The sequence below is a fragment of the Tsukamurella sputi genome, from assembly GCF_007858445.1.
Lineage (GTDB): Bacteria > Actinomycetota > Actinomycetes > Mycobacteriales > Mycobacteriaceae > Tsukamurella > Tsukamurella sputi.
On the sequence record NZ_VIGV01000008.1, the window covers coordinates 88611 to 113617 of the forward strand.

Sequence of the window (25007 nt, forward strand, 5' to 3'; positions counted from 1 at the left end):
TTCAGAACATCTCAGACGATGGCGCGGCGCACGATGGTCTCGTCGCGGCCGGGGCCCACGCCGATGCACGAGATGTGCGCGCCGGAGAGCTCCTCGAGCCGCAGCACGTAGTCCTGCGCGTTCTTCGGCAGATCCTCGAAGGTGCGGCAGCCGGAGATGTCCTCCCACCAGCCGGGCATCGTCTCGTAGATCGGCTTCGCGTGGTGGAAATCGGTCTGGTTGGGCGGCATCTCGTCGTACCGCACACCGTCGATCTCGTAGGCCACGCAGATCGGCACGTTCTCGATGGAGCTGAGCACGTCGAGCTTGGTGAGGAAGTAGTCGGTGATGCCGTTGACGCGGGTCGCGTAGCGGGCGATCACGGCGTCGAACCAGCCGCAGCGGCGCGCACGGCCGGTGGTGACGCCCACCTCGCCGCCGTGCTTGGCGAGGTACTCGCCCCACTCGTCGAAGAGCTCCGTCGGGAACGGACCCGAGCCGACGCGGGTGGTGTACGCCTTGAGGATGCCCAGCACCGTCGTGATGCGGGTGGGGCCGATGCCCGAGCCCACCGAGGCGCCGCCCGACGTGGGGTTCGACGAGGTGACGTACGGGTAGGTGCCGTGGTCGACGTCGAGCAGGGTGCCCTGCGAGCCCTCCAGCAGCACCGTCTCGCCGCGCTCCAGCGCGAGGTTGAGCTCGAGCCGGGTGTCGGCGATGCGGTGCTTGAAGCTCTCCGCGAGCTCCAGCGTCTCGTCGACCACCTGGCGCGGGTCGAGCGCACGACGGTTGTAGATCTTGGTGAGCACCTGGTTCTTGAACTCCAGCGCCGCCTCGACCTTCTGCGTGAGGATCGACTCGTCCAGCACGTCCTGCGCCCGGACGCCGACGCGGGCGATCTTGTCCTGGTAGCAGGGGCCGATGCCGCGGCCGGTGGTGCCGATCTTCTTGTTGCCGAGGAAGCGCTCGGTGACCTTGTCGATGGCCACGTGGTACGGCATGAGCAGGTGCGCATCGGCCGAGAGCAGCAGGTTCGACGTGTCGACGTCGCGCGCCTCGAGGCCGTCGAGCTCGGCGAGCAGGACCGACGGGTCCACCACGACGCCGTTACCGATGACGTTCTTCACACCCGGGGTCAGAATGCCCGACGGGATGAGATGCAGAGCGAACTTGTCGCCGTTCGGCAGGACCACCGTGTGGCCGGCGTTGTTGCCGCCCTGGTAGCGGACCACCCACTGGAGCTTCTCCCCCAGCAGATCGGTGGCCTTTCCCTTACCTTCATCGCCCCACTGGGCGCCGATCAGCACGATCGCAGGCATGGACGATCTCCTTCCGGCCCGCACTCACCTCGATGGATTCCCCTGGATAACGTCGAGCCGTGCCGCAACCTTACAGTAGGTGCGGTGAGCTCCGTGACCCAGAGCACCGTCGTGGTGCGTGCACCCGATGTCCGAATCCCGGGCAGCCTCCGCGACCTCGAAACGATCACCGTCGACCTCGACTCCGCCAAGGCCGAACTGAAGCAGAAGCTGACGTTCCCCAAGCGGATCGTCGTCGCGGGGCCCGATGACCTGCTCGCGGCGGTGATCGCCCGGCTGATGGCATCGGAACGGCTGGACGTCGAAGTGGCGTACGCGCCCACCCAGAACTCGCACGCCTCGGCGATCTATCCGCCGGGCGATCCGCTCACCGGCACGCCCCGCGCCGTGCCGCTGATCCGTGACGACCGCGGTTTCGTGCTCGTGGGCAAGGCCAAGATCACCGGCCCCGACGGTGGGCCGCTCACCGGCGAGACCTTCGTCGACTCGGACAAGCTGTTCACCGGGCAGGCCAAGGCCGTGATCGTGGAGCCGACCGGCTCGAACGACGGAGGCGGGGTGCGCGCCCGGCTCGCCAAGGGCGTCCGTCGACGGTGGCTGTCCGGCCGCGCCGCGCAGACCGGCGGGCTCGAGCTCGTCGTGACCCGCGACGGCCGCACCGACCCCAGCGTCGTGACCCGCGCGACCTTCTACCGCAACACCGACGACTGGCTGCTCATCAGCTGACGTCCGGGTCGGCCTCGATCACGGGCTGCGGCTTCGTCACGGCGCGCGTGTCGCGCATCTGCGCGACGGCCGACGTGCGGGAGAGGCCCGCGACCTGCAGCAGGTCGACGATCGTCGAGCGCAGCTGCCCGTAGATCATCACCTCGTTGAGCGACTCGCTCTCGGAGATCTCGTCGTGCATCGGCAGCGCGTTCGCGCGTCGCGCGGCGGACCGGAGAACCCGCGCACCGTCGGCCTGGTCGGGGTGCGTGCCGGGTTCGGCGAGCACCACGTCACGCATGATCTTGAAGGACTCGGCCAGGCGGCCGACCTCGGTGACCAGCGCCGGGTCGATCCGCTCGCCGTTCTGATTCGAGGCGAGGGCCCGGCGGGCGAGCACGCGCACGTTGCGCACGGCGTTGTCGAGCGGATCCGCGATCGCCTGCAGCTTGTCCATCCGGGGCCGCGAGCTCCAGAACAGCGGCGAGACCTTCGCGATCTCGAGGCCGCCGGCGAGGTCGCTGGTGAGCTGGTCCAGGTCGGGCTGGGTGGCGCGGGCGGTCTCGAGTGCCCACTCGAGCGAGGAGATGTCGCGGTCGGTCAGGCCCGCCGCGATCGAGGCGACGACGCGGCGCATGGTGTCGAGCACCTTGGCCGCGTCCTTGCGCGGCCGCCGGGCGGGGTTGTTGGGGATGAGCGCCGCGATCACGACGCCGACGAGGCCGCCGATGAGCGCGTCGAGCATCCGCGTCCAGCCGCCCGTCGAACCGGGCGGGATCAGGGTCGCGACGAGCACGGCCGAGGACGCGGCCTGCATCGGCACCAACGGGCCGCGATCGGCGAGTATGGCGACGGACATCGCGATCGCCACGACGAGTGCCAGCTGCCACGGCCCGGTGCCGATCACGGAGATGATCAGGTCACCCACGCCGATGCCGACGGTGACACCGCCGACGAGTTCCAGCGAGCGGCGCAGCCGCTGTTGCAGGGACAGCCCCAGCGAGATGATCGCGGCGATCGGCGCGAAGAAGGGCGAGACGTGACCGATCACGTCGTTCGCGACGAACCACGCGATCCCGGCGGCGACCGCGCACTGCAGGATGGGCAGCTTGGCGTTCCAGAGCCGCTTCGTGCGGCTCTGGATCACCTGCGGCAGCGCATTGTGCCGCCGGACGAGTCGGCTACGCGCCGAGTCCGAGAGCGCCGGCGGCTTCGGGGTCACAGTCGTTCAACAGGTCCAGGCACCGGAGGTACTCGTCCTCCTCGCCGATCGTCTTCGCGGCGCGGGCCAGGGCGGCCACGGCCCGCAGGAAGCCGCGATTGTTCTCGTGGCTGTAGGGCACCGGGCCGAAGCCCCGCCATCCCTGGCGGCGCAGCTGGTCGAGGCCGCGGTGGTAGCCGGTCCGTGCGTAGGCGTAGGCGGTGACCGCCTGATCCGCATCCAGCGCGGCTTCCGCCAGCACCGCCCACGCCAACGACGACGTGGGGGTGGCCGCCGCCACCTCGGCTGCCGGGCGGCCCTGGTTCAGCTGCAGTTCCGGCTCTTCGTCGATGTCGAGCAGGACCGGGGGCGGGCCGAGGAGATCTCCGAAGGACGTCATTGCTCCAGTCTTCCACGCGGCGCGCGAAGAAGGGCGAAGGACGTGCGCGGCCGGACAACACGCGGGTCGCCGCGGGTGCGCGCCCGCTAGGGTGTCAGGTGTTCCGCGTGCGGCTCGCCGCCGCGGAGAAGGAACGGCACTCGATCGAGGGGATGACGGAAGCGATGGCGCGGGATGACAACCGGGGACCCCTGTCGCGGCTGCGTGACCTGCGCGGACGGCTCGCCTCATGGCCCGCGGCACCGCTGCACGAGCACTCCGAGACCGCCGGCACGCTCGGCAGCGCGCCCTCCGACGCCGTGACTCCCTCGCATTCCGATTCCCTCGCGCAGCTCGTCGAGCAGGCCGCGCCCACTCCGACCCCCGGGGAGGCCGAGACCACCGCCTTCCGGGTCGACGGTGCCGCATCCGCTCCGTCGGGTGCCTCCGACGCGACGCCGTCCGGCGCCGAGACCCGCGTTCTGCCCGCCGCCGGTCGCGCGCTGGTCGACGAGACCGCCGCTGACGACGCCACCGTCGACGAGGACGGTGGCGACGAGGACGGTGGCGACGAGGACGGTGGCGACGAGGCCGCACCCGACGAGTCGGACAGTGCAGACGCCGAGAGCGTCGAGGAGAGCAGCGACGCTGCCGAGCGCGACGAGTCCGACGACGAAGACGACACTGCCGACGACGAAGACACTGGGGACGCCGGCGCAGAGGACGCACAGGCTCCGGCGTCGCCGCTGCGCACCGTCGGGCCGGTAGTGACCACGTCGCCCGCCGCCGAGGGCGCGGACGCCGAGACCGAAGTGCTGCCCGTCGTGCAGCGTCCCAGCGACGCCGAGACCACGGCCTTCGCGGCACAGGCCCGGCCGTCGGAGGAAACGCAGAGCAACGAGCCCGAGGACGCGGCGGAACGCGCGGACGAGGAGACTCCCGACGACGCGGGCGCGGACGAGACCCCGACCGACGAGGCCGAAGCCGGGACCGACCGCGGCGACGTCGATTCCGAGGAGACGGACGACGAGGCCGAGGCGGCCGAGGCCGACGAGGCCGAGCCGGCCGACGCAGCGGACGGCGAGAGCGAGGCGTCGACCACGACGCCAGCCGTGGCCGCCGGGATCGCCGGCGTCGCCGGTGCTGCAGCCGTCGCGGCGGCGGTCGGCGACGAGGACGACGAGACCGAGTCGGGCGAGGGACCGGCGGAGGAGTCCGGCGAGGAGGACGTCGCCGAGGCGCCTGCATCCGAGGCTGCTTCTTCCGATGCTGCGGTTGAGGATGCCGAGGCCGGCGACCCCGACACCGCTGATGCGGACGGCGATGATGCGGACGGCGACGTCGAGGCCGCCGAGGAGCAGAGCAGCGAGGGCAAGGACCCGTCGGACGAGACCGGGTCGGAGGCGGAGGCGATCGCGTCGCCGCTGCGCACCGTCGGACCGGTCGAGACCGACGCCCCGGACACGGAGGCGACCGAGGTCGACGCGGCCGACGACGTCGCCGATGCGGACGAGACCGCCGAGGACGACCAGGACGCCGACGAGGCTGCGACCACCGCGATCCCGGTCGCCCCGCGCCCCGACCAGGCGACGATCGACACCGAGAAGAACGAACTGCCCGACGCGACGCCCGAGACCGAGGTCCTCCCCCTGTCTCCGCTGGCGGCGCCTGCCGCAGCCGAGCAGACCCTGCCCGCGACTCCGGTGCCGGATCCATCGGAGTCCGCACCCGCAGAGCCGACGCAGGAGGCCGCGGAACGCCAGGCGCCCGCGTACTTCGCACCGACGGGTGACCAGAGCGCCCCACCGAAGAGCCGGCGCACACTGTGGATCGTCGCGGCCGCGGTGGTGGCGGTCGTGGTGATCGTCGCCGCGATCCTGCTGCTCGTCCCGAAGTCGGGCTCGGGGTCGGGCTCGTCGCAGGATCCGCGGCAGCAGGCCGCCAATGCCACCACGTCCTTCATCGACGCCGTGAACCGCGGTGATCTCGCCGCGCTGCGCCAGCAGACCTGCGGCGGCGCGAAGAACTACTACGACCGTATCGACGACGCGCAGTGGCAGCGCGCCTACGGCAACGCCAAGGACGACGGCCTCCTCCCCGAGCTCGACGGGCTGCAGGCCATCGACGTTCGCGACGACAAGGCCGAGGTCCAGGTCGAGGTGCACTACGCGAACAACCCGAACGCGAAGGTGCGCAACACCCTCACCCTCGAGAAGGACGCGGACACCTGGAAGGTGTGCACCCGCGTCGGCGCGCGATGACCGGGCCGTCGGAGGACCCCACGCTCCGCAACCCGCGCCCCGCGTCGGAGCCCAAACTGGCGTACTCCGAGGTCCCGACCCCGCCCCCGCCGCGGACCGACCGGATCGCACGCGGCGCGGGTCGCGTGACCCCGCCACGGCGCACCGCCACGCCGCCGGCGGCGGCGCCGCACCCTATGGCGCCGCGACCGCACTCCCCGCACGGTGCGCAGCAGCACCGGCCGCAGAACCAGCCCGCGCGACCCCAGGCCCGCGCGCACCAGCCCGCGGCACCGCAGGCACCGGCCCGTCGCGCACCCGCACCGCAGGCCCGTCCGGCAGCGCCCGCGGCAGCGGGCCTGCCCGCACCGTCGAACCCGGCGCCCCCGCCGGAGCAGCCCACGGCCCGGAAACGCGCACGGCCGCAGCTCACCGCCCCGGAATGGGCGGCGGCCGCGGCCATGATCGTGCTGGTCCTGGCAGTCCTCCTCGGACTGGCCCTCGCCTGAGCTACTTCGTGCTGATGGACTTGCCGGCGGAGTGCAGGTCGTTGCAGGCCTCCACCACACGCTCGGCCATCGCGGTCTCGGCCTTCTTCAGATAGGACCGCGGATCGTAGGTCTTCTTGTTACCGACCTCACCGTCGATCTTGAGCACACCGTCGTAATTGGCGAACATGTGCCCCGCGACCGGACGGGTGAACGCGTACTGGGTATCGGTGTCGACGTTCATCTTCACCACGCCGTAGCTCAACGACTCCTCGATCTCACTCTTCAACGACCCCGAACCACCGTGGAAAACGAAATCGAAAGGCTTACTCCCCGCGGGCAGACCCAACTTCTCCGACGCGACCGCCTGACCATCACGCAGCACCTCCGGGCGCAGCTTCACATTCCCCGGCTTGTACACACCGTGAACGTTGCCGAACGTCGCAGCCAGCAGGTAGCCCTCCGCCCCCAAAGCGTCGACGGTCTTCGCGAAATCCTCATCACTGGTGAACAGCTTGTCGTTGATCTCATTCTCAACACCGTCCTCCTCACCACCGACCACACCGATCTCGATCTCCAAGATGATCTTCGCCGCCTTCGCCTTCGCCAACAGCTCCCGGGCGATCTCCAAGTTCTCATCCAGCGGCACCGCCGAGCCGTCCCACATGTGCGACTGGAACAACGGATTCAGCCCCTTGTCCACCCGCTCCTGCGAGACCGCCAACAACGGCCGCACATAACTGTCGAGCTTGTCCTTCGGGCAATGATCGGTATGCAAGGCGACCGTCACGTCGTACTGCGCGGCCACCACATGCGCGAACTCCGCCAGCGCCACCGCACCGACCACCATGTCCTTGACCGCCAAGCCCGAGCCGAACTCGGCACCACCGGTCGAGAACTGAATGATCCCGTCACTGCCCGCATCGGCGAAACCCTTGATCGCCGCATTGATCGTCTCGCTCGACGTGCAGTTGATCGCCGGAAAGGCGTATCCGCCCTCACGAGCGCGGTCCAGCATCTCCCGGTAGGCCTCGGGGGTTGCGATGGGCATGTCTGTCCTCCTGAGCGGTTCGACGTTTCCAGGTGAAAGACTATCGCCCATGGAGCTCGCTGTTGGGCTGGTCGCCCTCGTCGCCACGGTTCTGGTGGTCAGTGCATTCTGTGACCGCCTCGGTCTCGCCGCCCCGCTGGTGCTCACGGTGGTCGGCATCGGCGCGTCGTTCATCCCCGCGGTGCCCGACGTCCCGCTCAATCCCGACGTGGTGCTCCTCGGCCTGCTGCCGCCGCTGTTGTACGCGGCGGCGTCGAAGGCCTCGCTCGTCGACTTCAAGGAGAACATCCGGCCGATCGGCATGCTCTCGGTCGGGCTGGTGCTGTTCACAGCTGCGGCCGTCGGCGTGGTCGCCTCCTACCTGCTCGATATTCCGTTCGCCGCGGGCCTCGCGCTGGGCGCCATCGTCGGCCCTCCCGACGCTGTCGCCGCGACCGCCGTGGGCCGGCGCATCGGCCTGCCCCGCCGGGTGACCACGCTGCTCGAGGGCGAGTCCCTGTTCAACGACGCGACGTCGATCGTGCTGCTCCGCACCGCCATCGCCGCGGTCGCGGGCACCGTCGGGTTCTGGGAGGTGCTGGGCTCCTTCGCGCTGAGCGCCGTGGGCGGTGTGGTCGTGGGCGTGCTCGCGGCGCTGCTGCTGCGCTTCCTGCTGCGGCGGCTGACGGACCCGGTCCTCACCACCGGCATCACCCTGATCAGCCCGTGGGTCTCCTACCTGCCCGCCGAACACATCCATGGATCCGGCGTCGTCGCGACCGTCGTCACCGGCCTCATCGTCGCGTACCGCGCGCCCACGGATCAGACGGCGATCGGCCGGATGTCGGCGCGGATCAACTGGAACACCATCCAGTTCCTCCTCGAGAACTCCGTCTTCCTCCTCATCGGCCTGCAGATGCGGACCATCTTCGAGGGCGCGGACCGCTCCCCCATCGGCTGGCCGCTCATCATCACCACCTGCCTCGCGGTGATGCTCACGGTGATCCTCGCGCGCATGGTGTGGTGCGCACCGTCGGCCCTGATCTCGATCAAGGTCGACGACGCGAGCGAGCGGATCAGCGCCGGCGAGACGACTGTGCTGTCGTGGGCGGGCATGCGCGGAGTGGTCACGTTGGCCGCGGCGTTCATCCTCCCGCTCGACTTCCCGGACCGCGAGGTCCTCGTCTTCGCAGCCATGGTCGTGGTGGCGGGCAGCCTCCTGATCCAAGGCTCGACGCTGCCCGCGCTCGCCAAGCTGCTGCGCGTCCAGGGGCCGAACGCCCGCACCGACGCCCTGCAGCAAGCCGTCGTCATGCGATCCGCGCTCAACGCGGGCCTCGCCCGGCTCGACGAGATCGCGGCGAGCCCGGAGAACACCGTGCCGGCCACCGTCCTCGACGGAGTCCGCGAGCACACGATCAACCGGGAGCGCGCGTTCTGGGAGCGGCTCGGCCCGGACTCCGCGAACACCCCGGCCGCGCAGCTGCGCGCGGTCCGGCTGCAGATGATCGCCGCCGAGCGCGACGAGGTCCTGCGCATGCGCGACGCCGGCCAGGGCGATCACGAGGTGCTCGAGCAGGTGCTCTCCAACTTCGACGTGGAGGAGGCGATGCTCGAGGTCTCGGCCGTGCGCAGCGAGCGCATCGCCGTCGCCGAACTGCTCACGCCGCCGTGGGCGCAGGACGAATGTGACCATCTCCGCGTGTCCGACGAGTTCGCCGACCCGGTGCCGCTGAGCTCGGACTGCCTCGAATGCGTCGAATCCGGGCAGAACCCTGTGGCCCTGCGACTGTGCCTGACCTGCGGACACGTCGGATGCTGCGACTCCTCCGAGGGCAAGCACGCGACGGTCCACCACGAACTCACCAACCACCCGGTGATCCGCAGTTTCCAGCCCGGGGAGTCGTGGCGCTGGTGCTACATCGACGAACTGTTGAAGTAGAACCCGCGTCCGGGCCGGTATCCTGGTCGGCGTGCCTCTCCACGACCTGACTCTGGCCGCCTCGACCACCATGCAGGCGTTCGCCCTCAAGGACATCACCGATCCGGTGGCGGTCCTCAACGCCTTCGGCGGCATCGCCCTCGTCGGGCTGCTGCTGGTGGTGTTCATCGAATCCGGCGTGCTCTTCCCGGTGCTCCCGGGTGACTCGCTGCTGTTCGTCGCCGGCCTGCTCACCGCCGCCGGCACCGGCACCGCGGTCGGTGAGGCCACGTACACGGGCTCGGCGATGTCGCTGCCGGTGCTGTTGATCGCGACGCCCATCGCGGCGATCCTCGGCTCCCAGGTCGGCTACTTCATCGGCCGCTTCGGCGGGGAGAAGTTCTTCAAGCCCGACGCGCGCTTCCTCAAGACCAAGTACCTCGACGAGTCGCACGAGTTCTTCGAGAAGTACGGCCCGGCCACGCTGATCCTCGCCCGCTTCGTGCCCTTCGTGCGCACCTTCGCGCCGATCGCCGCCGGCGCAGCGCAGATGAAGTACGTCAAGTTCGTCATCTGGAACGCGATCGGTGCTGTGATCTGGGCCGACGGCATCATCCTGTTGGGCGTGTGGCTCGGCAAGATCGACTGGGTCCGCACCAACATCGACACGATCTTCATCGGCATCGTGCTGGTCTCGGTCCTGCCGATTCTGTGGGGCGTCGTGAAGAAGTACCTCGCGGGGCGGCGCGCCTCCGCCACTGACTCCGGCGCCTAGGCCCGTCGGTGCTCGACTTCGTCCAGACCGCGGGGCCGGTGATGATCTGGCTCGTCGTGGCCGGATTCGTCTTCTGCGAGTGCGCCTTCATCGTCGGGCTGTTCCTGCCCGGCGATTCGCTGCTGCTGACCGCGGGACTCGCGATGGCCACCACCGGCCACTCGGCGTTGTCCGTCTGGAGTCTCGCCCTGGCGGCGTTCATCGCCGCGATCGCCGGTAACCACGTCGGCTACGGGATCGGCGTGAAGATGGGCGATCACGTGCTCGCGAAGCAGGACGGCCGCTACCTCAACGCGCACAACCTGCACCGCGTCAAGCAACTGATGGACAAGCACGGATTCTTCTCCGTGCTCATCGCCCGCTGGATCCCGTGGGTCCGCACGCTGTGCCCGCTGGTGGCCGGCGCGGTCGGCATGGACAAGCGCAAGTTCACCGTCGCCTCCGTACTGGGCTCGCTGATCTGGGCCCCGTTCCTGCTGCTCGTGGGCTACTACGCCTCCTCGGCGCTGCAGGACTACAAGTGGGTTCTCGACTGGGCGTTGCGCGGCATGATCGTCATGCTCGTCGTGGGCACGGTCATCGGGATCATCGGCTACCGGCGTGAGATGTCCAAGCCGAACGTCTCCGTCGACCTCGATGACTGACGGCGCGCCGTCGGGAGGACTGACATGACCGTGCTGCAGACCCGCGACCTGTCCGTGGCGTACGCCGATCGCACCCTGTTCACCGGCCTCGACCTGGTGATCGCCCCGGGCGATGTCGTCGGTCTCGTCGGCGCGAACGGCGCCGGGAAGTCGACGCTGCTCAAGCTCCTGGCGGGCGTGGGCGCGGAAGGCGGTCCGGACGTCACCGGCACCGTCGACCTCTCCCCCGCCGATGCGACCGTCGGGTACCTGGCGCAGGAGCACGAACGCCGGCCCGGCGAGACCGTCGCGCAATTCGTCGCCCGACGGACCGGTGTTGCCGCGGCGCAGGCCGCGATGGACGACGCCGCGCTCGCGCTCGCCGACGATCCCGACACGGATCTCTACACGCCCGCGCTGGACCGCTGGCTCACGCTCGGCGGCGCGGACCTGGAGCAGCGGCTCGCCGCGATCCTGTCCGACGTGGGGCTGGACGACCCGGACGCCGTGATGACGGGGCTCTCGGGTGGGCAGGCGGCTCGTGCCGGGCTCGCCGCGGTGCTCGCCTCGCGCTACGACGTTCTCCTGCTCGACGAGCCCACGAACGACCTGGACCTGGCGGGCCTCGAGTTGCTGGAGCGGTTCGTCGACGAGGCCGCCACCGCGATCGTCGTGGTCTCGCACGACCGCGAGTTCCTGGCCCGCACGGTGACCACCGTGGTCGAGCTGGATCTCGCGCAGCAGCAGATCGGCGTCTACGGCGGCGGCTACGAGGCCTACCTCGTCGAGCGGGAGGTCGCGCGGCGCCACGCCCGCGAGGAGTACGACGAGTACGCGGGCAGGCTCTCCGACCTGCAGGATCGCGCGCAGATGCAGCGCAATTGGATGGAGCACGGCGTCCGTAATGCGCGCCGGAAGATGCGCAGCGGCTCCGATCCCGACAAGGCCGGGCGCAAAGCGCGGCTCGAATCGACGGAGAAGCAGGCGTCGAAGGCACGGCAGACCGAGCGCGCCATCGAGCGACTCGAGGTGGTGGCCGAGCCGCGCAAGGAGTGGGAGCTGCGGATGGAGATCGCGGCCGCCCCGCGCAGCGGCACGGTCGTGGTGACCGCGTCCGGGGCCACCGCCGGGTATCCGGGCCTGACCGTCGGGCCGGTGTCGGTGAGCGTCGAGTACGGCGACCGGATCCTGCTCACCGGTCCGAACGGGGCCGGCAAGTCCACGCTGCTGGGACTGCTGCTCGGGCGGGTGACGCCCTCCTCCGGGTCGGTCACGCTCGGTTCCGGGGTCGAGGTGGGCGAGGTCGACCAGGCCCGCGGGCGCTTCCTGTCCGACGGTCCGCTGCTGGACGCCTTCTGCGCCGAGGTGCCGGAGACGCCGCCCGCCGACGTCCGGACGTTGCTCGCGAAGTTCGGGCTGCGCGGGCACCACGTGCTGCGTCCCGCCTCGTCGCTCTCCCCCGGCGAGCGGACCCGCGCCGCGCTCGCTCTGCTCCAGGCCCGCGGCGTGAACCTGCTGGTCCTCGACGAGCCGACCAACCACCTCGACCTGCCCGCGATCGAGCAGCTGGAGCAGGCCGTCGAGTCCTTCGACGGCACCGTCATCCTCGTCACGCACGATCGTCGCATGCTCGACACCGTCCGCGCGACGCGTCGCTGGCGCATGGCCGACGGTGTCCTGACCGAGGACTGACGTTCCGTCAGAGGTGCCGCGTGGGGTCCATGCGCTGATGCAGGACGCGGACGACGTCGACTCCTTCGCTACGTGCCCGATAGAAGATCAGGTGGCTCCCGACGGTGTATCGCCGATAGCCGTCACGGATCTCGACCAGGTACGCCTGTCGCTATCAGGTCGCACCGGAGCGCATCGACCCAGGCGATGTGACCTCTTGCACATCTGTATAAGTCAACTTACAGTGTGATCAGCCCACGGAGGAGACCTCATGCACACCCGTCCGGCCCGATCGCTGCGCCCCTGGAAGATCGACCGCAACCGCGGACTGAACCCGGAGACCGACTTCGTCGAGATCTCGCGAAACCTGGGGACGTACGAGTTCCCATGGGACATCACGCAGGCCCTGAGCTTCGCGCTGTTCCGCACGTACGCCGTCCCGAGCATCGGCCGCCTCCTCGCGGACACGGGCGAGTTCACCGAGCGGGTGCAAAAGCGCTACGACGACACGGCGCTGCTCCTCGAAGTGCCGCTGCTCAAGGGATTCGCCAGCGCCGACGGCAGGGCCGCCATCCGCCGCATCAACCAGATGCACAAGATGTACGACATCTCCGACGACGACATGCGCTACGTGCTGTGCACGTTCGTCGTGGTGCCGGTGCGCTGGATCGCCGACTACGGCTGGCGCGATCTCACCGAGGCGGAGAAGCTGGCGACGGTCCGCTACTACCAGACGCTCGGCAAGCACATGGCGATCCCGGACATCCCCGCCGACTACGACGCCTTCGCCGACTACATGGACCGCTACGAGGCCGAGCACTTCGCCTTCGACGAGGGCGCTCGCCGGGTCGCCGATTCGACGCTGGACCTGCTGGGGAGCTTCTACCTCGCGCCCGTCCGTCCGGTGATCGGCGTCTTCAGCCGTGCGCTCATGGATCCACCGCTGCTGCAAGCCTTCCACTACGACGATCCAGGCCCGCTGGTGCGGCGGGTCTCGACGGCCGCGATGAAGCTGCGCGCCCGGCTCCTCGCCGTCCTGCCGTCACGCCGCACCCCCGCACTGGTGCGGGACAATCACCGGATCCGCAGCTACCCGAAGGGCTTCCGCCCCGAGGCGCTCGGCACCTTCGCCCCGGGCTGCCCCGTGCACCGCGGCACGTCCGCCACCGACGCAGCGAGCCTCGAAGCACACTAGGCCGCTCACGCTCGCCCGCCGAGCACGTGGCGTCGGAGCGCGGGGATCACCACGTCCCACGTCGCGGGCGGCGGGATCTCGTGGCCCGGGCCGTGCAGCGCGAGCAGAACCGCGCGCGGGATCAGGCGTGCCAGTGCCTCGCCGTGTGCGAGTGGGAACAGCGGGTCGTCGGCGCTGTGGACCACCAGAGTCGGAGCGGTGATCGCCGCGGGATCGACGGGCGACGCCGGCGACGCGAGGAAGTGGTTGCGCAGCGACGACTCCATGTTCCGCGTCCGGCGCACCTCGCGCGTCGCGATCGTCCGCGTCCGCTCCTCGTCGAGACCGCCGGAGCCGGCGTAGGGCCGCTCGACGTCCACGCGGTAGTCGATGACGGCGGCCTCGTCGGACCAGTCGACCGCGGGCGGCGTCTCCTCGAAGCTCGCCGCCACCGCGGGCGCCGGACCCGGCAGCGGGCCGTGTTGGCCGCCGGCCGGGCTGGACTCGATCAGTGTCAGCGACAGCACCCGCCCGGGGGACCGGACCGCCAGCGTCTGGCCGATCCCGGCACCCATCGACATCCCGACGACGTGCGCAGCGTCGATGCCCAGGGCATCGAGGATCCGCACGGGGTCGGCCGCGAGCTCGGCGCCCGTGTAGTCAGGCGCGCCCGGCGGCGAGGCCGCGGACTCCCCGGTGTCGCGGTGGTCGTAGCGGATCACCTGCAGGTCGTCGCCCGCGAGCAGCGCGCAGAACTCCGGCGTCCACCAGTCCATGGACTGCCCGCCACCGGCGATGAGCAGCACCGACGGACTCTGGTCGCGCCCGAGGACGTCCACCGCGAGGGCTGCCCCGTCGACATCGATGACCTGCACGGCGACCTCCTCGGTCTCAGTGTCGCGCCAGCGCCGCGGCGGCCTCCATCGCCATCCAGCCGCCGATCTGCACCGACAGGTCGCGCTCCGGCGTCTGGCTGGACCGGACGGTGCCGCCCGTGAAGTAGGCGGGCGCGTCGGTGGTTCCGGGGATCCGGGCGTCGCGGGTCCAGTCCGCGGAGAACAGCACGCGACCGTCCAGCTCGCGCGTCCCGTGCCAGGCCGCCTCCGCGGAGGCGAAGACGATCTCCGAGGCCGCAGTGCGCGCGTCGTCCGCACCGGGGCCGCGTAGCGCGAGCGCGGCGAGGGCGAGGTAGCGGATGAGGATGCCGTTGAACAGGCCGCCGTCGCCCCCGTCGCCGCCGGTGATGACGCCGTCCTCGGTCATGTGCTCGGCGACGGCCGCGATGAGCCCCGCGGCACGGACCGCGTGCGTGGGGGCCAGGTCCGAGGAGAGCTCCGTGTCCAGCCCGATCGTGACGCCCTGGTTGTAGGAGTACTTCTCCGGGTAGATCTTCCCACCGTCGGGGTGCTCGGGGTCACCGTCGACGCCGTCGTTGATCAGGCCCGTCTCGAGATCGAGCAGGCGTCGGTACAGCCAGTCCGAGGTCTCCTCCGCGCGCTCGAACCGGCCCATCCTGGCCAGGAAGATGCCCGCCGGACCGTTGGCCGGCGCGTTGAGGAAGGCGCCCTTCGTGCGCCACGTGATGCCACCGCCGATCTCGGGCACCCAGGCGTCGTAGAGGACGTCCCGCAGCACCCGCAGCCGACGGTGCGCATTGAGCCCCGCGTGCCGCTGCGCCCGCTCCAGCGCCAGCCCCATCCACGCCATGTCGTCGTAGTAGGAATTCGTGACGCGGAACAGATTGCGCAGCCTGTGGCCGCGGGCGATGCGCAACACCAGTTTCCGGGTCGACGGTGCTCCGTCCCGGACGTAGGCGTCCACGGCCACGTCGAGCAGGTGGGCCTGCCACCAGTAGTTCCACCTGACGAACAGTGAATCGCGCCGCGTAGCGGGGTATGCCGGCGTGCCGAGCAGGGTCCCGGGGATGCCCCAGACGGGTTTGAGATGCCGCTCCACGACCGCGGCCTGTGCCGAGGCCGCGCGCTGATTCCACTCGACCGAACTCATGATGACATCACATCACGGGTCACCGACGTGTGCACGTCGCTGCAGGTCAGAGACATGCCGCGTGAGAGAAGACCGCACAGTCACGATCAGTTGGTCAGACCTGACCAATCCAGGTGACCTCGGATCATGGGCAGCGCCGAGTTCAACATCTACGCCTCGAAGTCGCAGTTCTCGCGGCTGGTCGCTGATCCACGACGCGGATAACGATGCGCTCGTGTCGGCGGTCACCGTCGCCGAGGTCGCTATCAAGGCCTCATGGGGGAAGCTGGAAGCCCCGGAACTGACCGAGCAGTTCCTCCGCAATGAGGGCTTCATGCCGGTGCCGTTCGACGCCCGCCACGCAGCGGCGCTCCGCGACCTGCCGTGGCACCACCGCGACCCGTTCGACCGCATGCTGGTCACGCAGTGCATGGTCGAGGACCTTACGTTCCTCACCGTCGACGAACGGATCCGCGCGTACGCGATCGGAACTCGCTGAGCCCAGCCGTCACCACGCGCCGTCGAGGTCGGCGTGCTCCCGGATCCAGGCGTGCATGGCGATGCCCGCCGCCACACCGACGTTGATCGAGCGGGTCGAACCGAACTGGGCGACCGACACCGTCGACCCTGCGACGTGCCGCGCATCGCCCGAGACGCCCGGTCCCTCCTGCCCGAAGAGGAGCAGACAGCGCCGGGGCAGCGATGCCCGCTCGAGGGGCACCGAGCCCGGCAGGTTGTCGACGGCGACGATCGGCAGGTCGCGCTCGGCGCACCAGGCCGCCAGGGCGTCGGTGTCCGGGTGATGGTGCAGGTGCTGGTAGCGGTCGGTGACCATCGCGCCCCGCCGATTCCACCGGCGTCGCCCGACGATGTGCACGGCCTCCGCACCGAAGGCGTTGGCCGTGCGCACGACGGTGCCGATGTTGGCGTCGTGGCCGAGGTTCTCGATCGCCACGTGGAAGGGGTGCCGGCGGGCGTCGAGGTCGGCGACGATCGCCTCCCGCGTCCAGTAGCGGTAGGCGTCCACCACGTTGCGCCGGTCGCCCTCGGCGAGCAACTGCGGGTCGTAGCGGGGATCCTCCGGGGCCGGGACGCCAGGATGCTCCGCGGCCCACGGCCCCAGCCCGACGGTGTGCGGTCCGGGCAGGCCCGTGACCCACTCGGTCGGCCCGAGTTGCTCGTCCGGGTCGCCCGCGGCGTCGGACGAGGAGGTCACAGCCCCAGGTCGGCGAGGCCGAGCACCGAGCGGTACTCGAGGCCCTCGGCGGCGATGACATCGGCGGCACCGGTGGCGCGGTCGACGACCGTCGCGACGCCCACGACCTCGGCGCCGATGTCGCGGAGCGCCCGCACCGCGGTGAGCGGCGAGTTGCCGGTGGTCGTGGTGTCCTCGACGACCAGGACGCGCTTACCCACCACGTCGGGCCCCTCGACCTGGCGCTGCATGCCGTGCGCCTTGGCGGCCTTGCGGACGACGAAGGCGTCGATCGGCCGGCCGGGCGCGTGCATGACCGCAGTGGCGACGGGGTCCGCGCCCAGGGTCAGGCCGCCGACGGCGTCGAAGTCCCAATCGGCGGTGAGCTCGCGGAGCAGCGCTCCGATCAGCGGCGACGCCTCGTGGTGCAAGGTCGCGCGACGCAGGTCGACGTAGTAGTCGGCTTCGCGGCCACTGGACAGCGTGACCTTGCCGTGGACGACGGCCAGCTCGCGCACGAGCTCGGCCAGCCGGGCCTTGGCGGTCGGGTCGAGCGGTGCGGTCACCGTCCGGACTCCTTGCCCGAGCGGACCGGCACCGGCTGGCCCGGATCGCGGGGGCCGCCGGCGGTGACGACGCGCGCGTGGCCCTCGGGTGGGAGGACGCGCAGCAGGTCGCCGAAGCGGCGCACGGCCTCCAGCGCCTCGTCGAGGTCGTCGGGATCATCGGTGGCGGACATGGACGCCAGCGTCCACTCGCCCTCGTTCCACAGCGACTGGATGTAGTCGGGCACCTGCTCGGCGAAGGCGATCATCCGGCGGTCCGCGACGCGGCGCGCCACCTCGGCGTTGTTGGTGTAGAGCACGCGGGGTCCCAGGGCGCCCAGCGCCTCCATGCCGGGCTCGGTCGGGGCGTGCCGGCCTTCGGGGCGCAGGTCCAGCAGCGCGCCGGACGTCGCCCCGCGGCTCACGGCCGCGACCGTGGCGACACCCTCCAGGTCGAAGACGTAGGCGGCGGCGCCGAAGTAGCTGCCGAAGGCCACGTCGACGATCTCGGGATCACCGGAGACCACCATGCCGCCGCGGTGGAACTCGTCGCGCAACGACGGGTCCGTCCGGCTGTAGACGAACTCCCGCTCCGCGGCCCAGTCGGCGCGCTCGGAGTGCATGTTGGGCGAGTGGTTGCGCTCATACCAGATGAGCGCGGCGGCCAGCGCCGCGCAGACCACCGCGAGGATCAGGAAGACTACGTACGACATCGCCACCTACAGTAGCGCGTCGACCGGCGACTTCACCCGACAGACGGGGTACCGGCGACGGAGATCTGACCGGCGTAGATCGCGAGGGCCGCTTTCCCGTCGGCGCTCACCTGGATCATGACCACGTCGCCGACGGCGAGATCGGACAGCGTGTTGCCGTGCGTGGTGGTCACCTGGGTGGTCGGTCCCGTGTGCAGGACGACGGTGCCGCCGTCGGGGGCGGAGCGCACCGTGATGGCCCCGTCGCGCAGGGAGGTCACCGCCCCGATCACCTCGCGACCAGGGGTGATGGCGACGGACCGCTGGTCGCTGACGGAGACGCCCGCCGATTGCGCCGCAGGGAGGACGCGCCGGGTACTGCCCAGGTCGGCCGACATCTGCAGTGCGTACGCGATGCCCGCGCCCACCACGCCGATCCCGAGGAGACAGAGGAGAACGGCGGGCCACGGGCCACGCGCGCGGGAGTCACCACCCACGGCGACCACCTCCTCGTGTCACGTCCCTGCCTTCATCGTGCGCCTCATCGATCGCGCCCTGCGCGAAACTATTCGTCGTGTCTGAGACGGGCCTGTGAATGTGGCGGGCGAATGTCTATGCACCCCGCTAGCGTTGTCGGCGTGGGACGTCTCTGGCCGCCGCGCGCCCTCACCGACGGTGAGGCGCCGGACGCACGGTTCACCCTGGCCAACGAGCGCACCTTCCTCGCGTGGATCCGCACATCGCTGGGGCTGGTCGCGGCCGCCGTGGGCCTGGAGGCCTTCGCGCCGCACGTCGTGCCCGCGCCGGTGCGCACGCCGCTCGTCGTGGTGCTGCTGCTCGTCGCCGCCGGGCTGGCGGGGTACGCCTTCACGCGCTGGGTGTCGGTCGAGGGCGCGATGCGCACCGGCCGTGACTTGCGCGGCTCCCCCGCGACGATCGTCCTGGCGGGGCTGATCGTGCTCGCGGGCGTCGTGCTGGCCGTCTCGCTCCTGGTGACGTGAGCGCACCGTCGACCCTCGCTGCGGAGCGGACCCAACTGGCCCGGGTGCGCACCGTGGTCGCGGCGCTGCTGACCTCGACGATCGTCGCCCGCGCCGCACTGCCGCACTGGCCCGCCGCGGCGCTGACGTGCCTGGCCGTGGCCGTGGTCGCCGTCGGCTCGCGCCTGCACCGCGCTCCGCTCGGGCCCGGCCGCGCGGCCGTCCTCGTCGCCATCGTGGTGGCACTCGCCGTGGCGGGCCTGGTCACGACGGTGCGTTGACGCGCCCGCAATTCCGTCGACAGGCCGGTGTGAATCGGACATCATGGCCTCCGCGCGGACGCGCCGCATCACGCTGATAGAAACCGCGCTCGAACTCAGCCACGATGGAAATACGTCGTCGTGACCGAATATCAGTGAGGTTTCGGAATCACTCCGCGTCGCGCACCCGGATCCCGACGGTCCCGCCCGCGCCCCGTCGGATCTTGGAACCGGTCACGGTGAGCCATCCGAGGATCCCGTACTTCTTCGCGATCCTCGACGCCGCGTCATCACCGTCGACGATCTCGCCCGTGCCCGCGACCTCGGGGCCGGAGGTCTTCCTGCCGCGGGCGTCGCAGGCCTGGACCAGCACAGACGGGTTACGCCGGAGGCGCTTGACCTTCCACGAGTCGGCGACGGTCCACACCAGGAGGTCGGCGCCGTCGCGCACGGCCCAGAGCGGAGTCGCCACGGGGGTGCCGTCCTTGCGGAAGGTGGTCAGGAGGACGTACTTGGCATCCGCCACCTGCGCGACCGAGCCGGCGATTCCTTCAGTCATGGGCCCAGCGTAACCGGCCAGGACGCCGGAACGCTGCGGGCGATCCAGCCGGCGATCGCGGCGCTGACCTCGGCGGGTTTCTCCTCGCCCATCCAGTGCCCGGAGTCGACGATCACCTCGGTGAGGTCGCTGCACGCCTCCCGCATCGGATCGGCCAGACGGGTGCCGACGGTGTCGAGGATCGCGTCGTAGCGGCCGTGCAGGAACAGGGCGGGCAACTCGATCCGCCCCCCGTTCAGTTCGGTCTTCGCGTACTCGGTGTCAGCGGGGGTGTTGACGTACCAGGAGTTGGGACCGGCCATGCCGTTCCGCTCGAAGGCGGCGACGTAGACGGCGTGGTCCTCGGGCGTGAGCACCGCCGGGTCGAGCGGCAGCTGCGGCACGGGCCCGCCGCCGAACCAGCCGCCGTTCCGCGTGATGACCGCGGTGGGCGCCGGGCCCTCGAGGTGCCGCGGATCGCCGCTGCGGAACAGCGCGGCGACGAGTCCCGGGAGATCGCTCTCGAACTGAGCGGTGGCCTCGTCGAAGGACTTGAGGTAGTGCACCTGGTAGTCCCACTGGCCGTACGGGTACTCGTCGGCGGGGTACTTCTCGCGGTCGATGAGGTCGAAGGGCGTGGGCCCGCTCGACGGGAAGTGCGGCACGTTCAGCGCGGCGACGCCGTCGACCACCTCCGGATGGTGGGTGGCGATGTTCCACACCACCGGCCCGCCCCAGTCGTGCCCGATCCAGATCGCGCTCGACCGGCCGAGCCCGGCCAGCAGCTCCAGCATGTCGGTGACGGCCTCCTCGCGGCGGTATGCACTCTTCTCGGCGTGCACCGTCGACGATCCGTAACCGCGCATGTCGGGCGCGACGCACCGGAAGCCGAGCGCGCCGAGGGCGCGCAGCTGGTGCCTCCAGGTGTAGCCCAGCTCGGGCCAGCCGTGCACGAAGATCAGCAGCGGACCGTCGGCGGGACCGGACGCGAGGTACGACGTGGTGTGGCGCGCGGTCCGCACGACGTGCGGGGTCGGAGTCGTCATGTCCCCAGCCTGACACGTCTCGCGGATGCTTGCCCCCGCGCCGTCGGCGGCACAGTATCGAGGCATGCCCCACGTGATCGTCCAGAACTGCTGCAACGACGCCTCGTGCGTGCCGGAGTGCCCGGTGGATTGCATCCACCCGACGCCCGACGAGCCGGGCTTCGCCACCGCCGAGATGCTCTACATCGATCCCGACGTGTGCATCGACTGCGGCGCCTGCATCGACGCCTGTCCGGTCTCGGCGATCACGACGGACTACGAGCTCACGGACGAGATGGCGCCCTTCGAGGAGATCAACGCCGCCTACTACCGGGCCGTCGGCTCCGCGGCGGACCTGGATCATCCGTACGCCGATCCGCAGCTCGGTCGCAGGCGTCCGGCCTCCGACGCCGAGCCGCTGAGCGTGGCGGTGGTGGGCGCCGGCGCGGCGGGGCACTACACGGTGAGCGAATTGCAGCACCGTATCGACGTGCGTGCCGAGATCGACGTCTACGAGCGCCTTCCCGAACCCGGCGGGCTGGTGCGTTTCGGGGTGGCCCCCGATCACGCGGACACGAAGAAGGTGCAGGAGCAGTTCGCCGCCGCGCGCGGCCGGAGCGGGGTGACGGTCCACCTCGGGGTGTCGGTGGGCGAGAACGTCACGCACGAAGAGCTGGCCCGGACGCACCACGCGGTGGTCTACGCGGTGGGCGCGCTGCACGGGCGCCCCCTGCCGCTGCCGGGCGGAGACCTGCCCGTCGTCGCGGCCGCCGCCGACTTCGTCGCCTGGTACAACGGCCACCCGGACTTCGCGGGGCACCCGTTCGACCTTTCGCACGAGCGGGTCGTGGTGCTCGGCAACGGCAACGTCGCGCTGGACGTGGCCCGCGTCCTCACCGCGGATCCCGAGCTCTTCGTCGGTACGGACATGTCCGACGAGGCCCTCGCCGCCCTGCGTGCGTCGCGCGTGCGGGAGGTGGTGGTGCTGGCCCGACGGGGCGCCGACCACGCCGCGTTCACCGCGCCCGAGCTGGTGGGCCTGGCGCGGACGGTGCCGGTGGTGGTGGACGCCGCCGATCTCTCCGATCTCGGCGCGGAGCCCGCGGATCCGCAAGCGGCGCACTACGTCCGGCAGAAGCTGGAGCTGCTGCGCGATCTGGCGGCCGCCCCCTCCCCCGCCCCCGACGCGCGACGCGTGGTGCTCCGGTTCGGCACGCCGCCCACCGCCGTCACCGAAGCCACCGGCGGTGCCGTCGTCGAGTTCGACGAGCACGGCACACCGTCGAGCCTCGAGTGCGGACTGGTGCTCGCGGCGATCGGCCTGCGCGGCACCTCCGTTCCGGGCGTTCCCTTCGACGAGGCCGGCGGGATCATCCCCAACGCGGACGGACGCGTTCTCGGGTCCGACGGTGCGCCGCTCCCCGGCGTCTACACCGCCGGCTGGGTCAAGCGCGGTCCGACAGGCGTGATCGGGACGAACCGCTACGACGCCCGGAGCACCGTCGACGCCCTGGTCGCCGACTTCCACGCCGGCCTGCTCTCCGCGGAGTAGCGCGAACGCGAAAGGCCCCGCCCTCCAGGGGAGGACGGGGCCTGTGCGCACGTGGATCAGGCGATGATCAGCCGGTCGCCGTCGGGCGAGAGGCTCACCTGCACCGTGTCGCCGTCGCGGACGTCGCCCGCGAGCAGCGCCTTGGCGAGCTGATCGCCGATGGCCTGCTGCACCAGGCGGCGCAGCGGCCGGGCGCCGTAGAGCGGGTCGAAACCGCGCTCCGCGAGCCATCCCTTGGCCTCGTCGGAGACCTCGAGCCCGAGGCGGCGCTGGCTCAGCCGCTTGCGCAGCTGATCCAGCTGGATGTCGACGATGCCGGTGAGCTGATCGGAGCTCAGGGAGTCGAAGATCAGCACGTCGTCGAGCCGGTTGATGAACTCCGGCTTGAACTTCGCGCGCACGGCGGCCATCACCTGCTCGGGCGTGCCGCCCGCGCCGAGGTTCGACGTGAGGATCAGGATCGTGTTGCGGAAGTCCACGGTGCGGCCCTGACCGTCGGTGAGCCGGCCCTCGTCGAGCACCTGAAGCAGCACGTCGAAGACGTCCGGGTGCGCCTTCTCGACCTCGTCGAAGAGCACCACCGTGTAGGGGCGGCGCCGCACGGCCTCGGTCAGCTGGCCGCCGGCCTCGTAGCCGACGTAGCCGGGAGGCGCGCCGACGAGCCGTGCGACGGAGTGCTTCTCGCCGTACTCGGACATGTCGATGCGCACCATGGCGCGCTCGTCGTCGAAGAGGAACTCCGCGAGACCCTTCGCCAGCTCCGTCTTGCCCACGCCGGTGGGGCCGAGGAACAGGAACGAGCCGGTGGGCCGGTTCGGGTCCGCGACGCCGGCGCGGGTGCGGCGCACCGCATCCGAGACGGCCTCGACGGCCGCGGTCTGGCCGATGACGCGCTTGCCGATCTCCGACTCCATGCGCAGCAGCTTCGCCGTCTCGCCCTCGAGCATGCGGCCGGCGGGAACGCCGGTCCAGGCGGAGACCACATCGGCCACGTCATCGGGGCCGACCTCCTCCTTGAGCATGACCTCGCCGTCGGAGGCGGCGCCCGACGTGGCCACGGCCTCGTCGAGCTGCTTCTCCAGCGCGGGGATCTGGCCGTAGCGCAGCTCCGCCGCGCGGCCGAGGTCACCGTCGCGCTCGGCGCGCTCCGACTCACCCTTGAGCGTCTCCAGCTGCTCCTTGAGGGAGCGCACCGAATCGATGGCGCCCTTCTCGTTCTGCCAGCGGGAGGTCAGCTGCGCCAGCTTCTCCTTGTGATCGGCGAGCTCACCGCGCAGCTTCTCCAGGCGGTCCTTCGACGCGGCGTCGGACTCCTTGGACAGCGCCATCTCCTCGATCTCGAGGCGACGGACCAGGCGCTCCTCGGCGTCGATCTCCTCGGGGCGCGAGTCGATCTCCATCCGCAGGCGCGAGGCGGCCTCGTCGACGAGGTCGATCGCCTTGTCCGGCAGGAAGCGCGACGTGATGTAACGGTCCGAGAGCGAGGCGGCGGCGACCAGCGCGGAGTCGGTGATGCGCACGCCGTGGTGCACCTCGTACCGCTCCTTGAGGCCGCGGAGGATGCCGACGGTGTCCTCCACGCTCGGCTCGCCCACCAGCACCTGCTGGAAGCGGCGCTCGAGCGCGGCGTCCTTCTCGATGTACTGGCGGTACTCGTCGAGCGTGGTGGCGCCCACGAGTCGCAGCTCACCACGGGCCAGCATCGGCTTGATCATGTTGCCCGCGTCCATCGCCGAGTCGCCGGTGGCGCCGGCGCCCACGATGGTGTGCAGCTCGTCGATGAAGGTGATGATCTGGCCGGAGCTGGCCTTGATCTCGTCGAGCACGGCCTTGAGCCGCTCCTCGAACTCGCCGCGGTACTTGGCGCCCGCCACCATCGAACCGAGATCGAGCGAGATCACGGTCTTGTCGCGCAGCGACTCGGGCACGTCGCCCGTGACCACGCGCTGGGCCAGGCCCTCGACGATGGCGGTCTTGCCGACGCCGGGCTCGCCGATGAGCACCGGGTTGTTCTTGGTGCGGCGGCTCAGGACCTGCACGACGCGACGGATCTCGTTGTCGCGCCCGATGACCGGGTCGAGCTTGCCCTCGCGGGCCCGCGCGGTGAGGTCGGTCGAGTACTTCTCGAGAGCCTGGTACTGGCCCTCGGGATCCTGCGAGGTGACCTTCGCGGAGCCGCGCACGGCGGTGAAGGCCTCGCGGATCGCGTCGGGCGCGGCCCCGGCGGAGACGAGGACCTGTGCGGCCTCGCCGCCGGCCTTGGCCAGCCCGTAGAGCACGTGCTCGGTGGAGACGAACTGGTCGCCCATCTCGGTCGCGAGCTTCTGCGCCTCGCTGATCGACGCGATGGACTCGCGACTCAGCTGCGGCGTGGTGGTGGAACCGCTGGCCTTGGGCTGGCGATCCACCAGGTCCTGTGCGCGGTTGCGCACGGTGACGGGATCCACTCCGACCGCCTTGAGCAGCGGCGCGGCGATCCCGTCGGTCTGGTCGAGCAGCGCCACCAGCAGGTGCGCCGGAGAGATCTCCGGGTTACCCGCTGCGGACGCCGCCTGCAGAGCCGAGGTCAGCGCGGCCTGCGTCTTGGTGGTGGGCTGGAACGAATCCACGTACATCCTCCTGGGTCGTCTCGAACACGTCGTGCACCCTGAGCCTTCTTCACTCAAGTATGCCCTCTGTGTTCCTCAACGCGCAGAACCTTGAGTCTGTTCCGCTCAACCCGAGGTTCC

General features: G+C 70.6%; 25 protein-coding genes and 1 pseudogene. 12 read left to right on the forward strand and 14 right to left on the reverse strand.

Translation table 11 applies throughout. The annotated features are described in order from the left end of the window. Positions 1 to 11: 11 nt before the first annotated feature. The gene (locus tag FK268_RS19165; RefSeq protein ID WP_146436974.1) at positions 12 to 1298 is read right to left on the reverse strand and encodes an adenylosuccinate synthase; all 1287 of its coding nucleotides are present in this window, start codon (positions 1296 to 1298) and stop codon (positions 12 to 14) included. An 84-nt stretch (positions 1299 to 1382) separates the two neighbouring features. Between FK268_RS19165 and FK268_RS19170 the strand changes: the two genes are divergently transcribed. Beyond that, positions 1383 to 2024 (forward strand): hypothetical protein, encoded by a 642-nt coding sequence (locus tag FK268_RS19170; RefSeq protein WP_146436975.1) that lies wholly within the window; start codon positions 1383 to 1385, stop codon positions 2022 to 2024. Here the strand turns inward: FK268_RS19170 and FK268_RS19175 are convergent. Together FK268_RS19175 and FK268_RS19180 are read right to left on the reverse strand one after the other, a co-directional pair. Next, positions 2017 to 3225 carry an FUSC family protein gene (locus FK268_RS19175; protein ID WP_193560306.1) on the reverse strand — a complete coding sequence of 403 codons (1209 nt, stop codon included), beginning with the start codon at positions 3223 to 3225 and terminating at the stop codon, positions 2017 to 2019. The genes FK268_RS19170 and FK268_RS19175 overlap by 8 nt on opposite strands. After that, positions 3185 to 3604 (reverse strand): DUF3151 domain-containing protein, encoded by a 420-nt coding sequence (locus tag FK268_RS19180; RefSeq protein ID WP_146436977.1) that lies wholly within the window; start codon positions 3602 to 3604, stop codon positions 3185 to 3187. Before FK268_RS19180 ends, FK268_RS19175 begins: the two co-directional genes overlap by 41 nt. A 98-nt stretch (positions 3605 to 3702) precedes the next feature. Here FK268_RS19180 and FK268_RS19185 point away from each other — a divergent pair, with 98 nt between their 5' ends. Beyond that, positions 3703 to 5844: an Rv0361 family membrane protein gene (locus FK268_RS19185; RefSeq protein WP_146436978.1), complete on the forward strand. Its 2142-nt coding sequence runs from the start codon at positions 3703 to 3705 to the stop codon at positions 5842 to 5844. After that, entirely contained in the window at positions 5841 to 6332 is a 492-nt protein-coding gene (locus tag FK268_RS19190; protein WP_146436979.1) for a hypothetical protein, read from the forward strand. The genes FK268_RS19185 and FK268_RS19190 overlap by 4 nt, the downstream gene beginning before the upstream one ends. A gap of 1 nt (position 6333) precedes the next feature. On the opposite strand, the gene fbaA is transcribed toward FK268_RS19190, so the two are convergent. Then, complete coding sequence (fbaA, locus tag FK268_RS19195) at positions 6334 to 7362, reverse strand: class II fructose-bisphosphate aldolase (protein WP_146436981.1); 1029 nt, start codon at positions 7360 to 7362, stop codon at positions 6334 to 6336. A 49-nt stretch (positions 7363 to 7411) separates the two neighbouring features. Here fbaA and FK268_RS19200 point away from each other — a divergent pair, with 49 nt between their 5' ends. From FK268_RS19200 to FK268_RS19215, 4 genes are all read left to right on the forward strand, one after another. Next, positions 7412 to 9283 (forward strand): Na+/H+ antiporter, encoded by a 1872-nt coding sequence (locus FK268_RS19200; RefSeq protein WP_146436983.1) that lies wholly within the window; start codon positions 7412 to 7414, stop codon positions 9281 to 9283. 70 nt (positions 9284 to 9353) lie between these two features. Further along, positions 9354 to 10037 (forward strand): DedA family protein, encoded by a 684-nt coding sequence (locus tag FK268_RS19205; protein ID WP_146437057.1) that lies wholly within the window; start codon positions 9354 to 9356, stop codon positions 10035 to 10037. Positions 10038 to 10045: 8 nt separating this feature from the next. Then, positions 10046 to 10681: a DedA family protein gene (locus FK268_RS19210; protein WP_193560307.1), complete on the forward strand. Its 636-nt coding sequence runs from the start codon at positions 10046 to 10048 to the stop codon at positions 10679 to 10681. 24 nt (positions 10682 to 10705) lie between these two features. Then, complete coding sequence (locus FK268_RS19215; protein WP_146436984.1) at positions 10706 to 12352, forward strand: ABC-F family ATP-binding cassette domain-containing protein; 1647 nt, start codon at positions 10706 to 10708, stop codon at positions 12350 to 12352. Positions 12353 to 12359: 7 nt separating this feature from the next. On the opposite strand, the pseudogene FK268_RS25080 reads toward FK268_RS19215, so the two are convergent. Next, positions 12360 to 12485 (reverse strand): annotated as a pseudogene (locus FK268_RS25080) (type II toxin-antitoxin system RelE/ParE family toxin); the annotation flags it as partial. A gap of 117 nt (positions 12486 to 12602) precedes the next feature. On the opposite strand from FK268_RS25080, the gene FK268_RS19225 reads away from it, so the two are divergent. After that, a complete protein-coding gene (locus tag FK268_RS19225; RefSeq protein ID WP_146436986.1) occupies positions 12603 to 13526 on the forward strand; it encodes an oxygenase MpaB family protein in 924 nt (307 codons plus the stop codon). A 5-nt stretch (positions 13527 to 13531) separates the two neighbouring features. Here FK268_RS19225 and FK268_RS19230 read toward each other — a convergent pair whose 3' ends face one another. Together FK268_RS19230 and FK268_RS19235 are read right to left on the reverse strand one after the other, a co-directional pair. Next, positions 13532 to 14380 (reverse strand): alpha/beta fold hydrolase, encoded by an 849-nt coding sequence (locus FK268_RS19230; RefSeq protein WP_146436988.1) that lies wholly within the window; start codon positions 14378 to 14380, stop codon positions 13532 to 13534. 16 nt (positions 14381 to 14396) lie between these two features. After that, on the reverse strand, positions 14397 to 15512 hold the full coding sequence (locus tag FK268_RS19235) for a glycoside hydrolase family 76 protein (RefSeq protein WP_146436990.1): 1116 nt from the start codon (positions 15510 to 15512) through the stop codon (positions 14397 to 14399). 1 nt (position 15513) lies between these two features. Here FK268_RS19235 and FK268_RS25235 point away from each other — a divergent pair, with 1 nt between their 5' ends. Next, positions 15514 to 15990 carry a type II toxin-antitoxin system VapC family toxin gene (locus FK268_RS25235; RefSeq protein WP_146437062.1) on the forward strand — a complete coding sequence of 159 codons (477 nt, stop codon included), beginning with the start codon at positions 15514 to 15516 and terminating at the stop codon, positions 15988 to 15990. 9 nt (positions 15991 to 15999) lie between these two features. On the opposite strand, the gene FK268_RS19245 is transcribed toward FK268_RS25235, so the two are convergent. The 4 genes from FK268_RS19245 to FK268_RS19260 are packed head-to-tail and all read right to left on the reverse strand — an operon-like array spanning position 16000 to position 18420. Beyond that, entirely contained in the window at positions 16000 to 16707 is a 708-nt protein-coding gene (locus FK268_RS19245) for a TrmH family RNA methyltransferase (RefSeq protein ID WP_438696005.1), read from the reverse strand. Next, positions 16704 to 17252 (reverse strand): orotate phosphoribosyltransferase, encoded by a 549-nt coding sequence (gene pyrE, locus FK268_RS19250; RefSeq protein WP_146436991.1) that lies wholly within the window; start codon positions 17250 to 17252, stop codon positions 16704 to 16706. The genes FK268_RS19245 and pyrE overlap by 4 nt, the downstream gene beginning before the upstream one ends. Then, positions 17249 to 17944 carry a TtfA family protein gene (locus FK268_RS19255; RefSeq protein WP_146436993.1) on the reverse strand — a complete coding sequence of 232 codons (696 nt, stop codon included), beginning with the start codon at positions 17942 to 17944 and terminating at the stop codon, positions 17249 to 17251. The genes pyrE and FK268_RS19255 overlap by 4 nt, the downstream gene beginning before the upstream one ends. A 32-nt stretch (positions 17945 to 17976) precedes the next feature. Further along, complete coding sequence (locus FK268_RS19260; RefSeq protein WP_146436994.1) at positions 17977 to 18420, reverse strand: hypothetical protein; 444 nt, start codon at positions 18418 to 18420, stop codon at positions 17977 to 17979. A 117-nt stretch (positions 18421 to 18537) separates the two neighbouring features. Here FK268_RS19260 and FK268_RS19265 point away from each other — a divergent pair, with 117 nt between their 5' ends. Next, complete coding sequence (locus tag FK268_RS19265) at positions 18538 to 18924, forward strand: YidH family protein (protein ID WP_146436996.1); 387 nt, start codon at positions 18538 to 18540, stop codon at positions 18922 to 18924. Further along, on the forward strand, positions 18921 to 19184 hold the full coding sequence (locus FK268_RS19270; RefSeq protein ID WP_146436997.1) for a DUF202 domain-containing protein: 264 nt from the start codon (positions 18921 to 18923) through the stop codon (positions 19182 to 19184). Before FK268_RS19265 ends, FK268_RS19270 begins: the two co-directional genes overlap by 4 nt. Before the next feature lie 148 nt (positions 19185 to 19332). On the opposite strand, the gene FK268_RS19275 is transcribed toward FK268_RS19270, so the two are convergent. Continuing rightward, on the reverse strand, positions 19333 to 19722 hold the full coding sequence (locus FK268_RS19275) for a PPOX class F420-dependent oxidoreductase (RefSeq protein WP_146436999.1): 390 nt from the start codon (positions 19720 to 19722) through the stop codon (positions 19333 to 19335). Beyond that, the gene (locus FK268_RS19280) at positions 19719 to 20747 is read right to left on the reverse strand and encodes an alpha/beta fold hydrolase (RefSeq protein WP_146437002.1); all 1029 of its coding nucleotides are present in this window, start codon (positions 20745 to 20747) and stop codon (positions 19719 to 19721) included. The genes FK268_RS19275 and FK268_RS19280 overlap by 4 nt, the downstream gene beginning before the upstream one ends. Positions 20748 to 20811: 64 nt before the next feature. Between FK268_RS19280 and FK268_RS19285 the strand changes: the two genes are divergently transcribed. Beyond that, positions 20812 to 22278, forward strand: coding sequence for an FAD-dependent oxidoreductase (locus FK268_RS19285; RefSeq protein WP_158636161.1), 1467 nt, complete (start codon positions 20812 to 20814; stop codon positions 22276 to 22278). Between the two features lie 56 nt (positions 22279 to 22334). On the opposite strand, the gene clpB is transcribed toward FK268_RS19285, so the two are convergent. After that, positions 22335 to 24887 (reverse strand): ATP-dependent chaperone ClpB, encoded by a 2553-nt coding sequence (gene clpB, locus FK268_RS19290; protein WP_146437005.1) that lies wholly within the window; start codon positions 24885 to 24887, stop codon positions 22335 to 22337. Positions 24888 to 25007 lie beyond the last annotated feature (120 nt).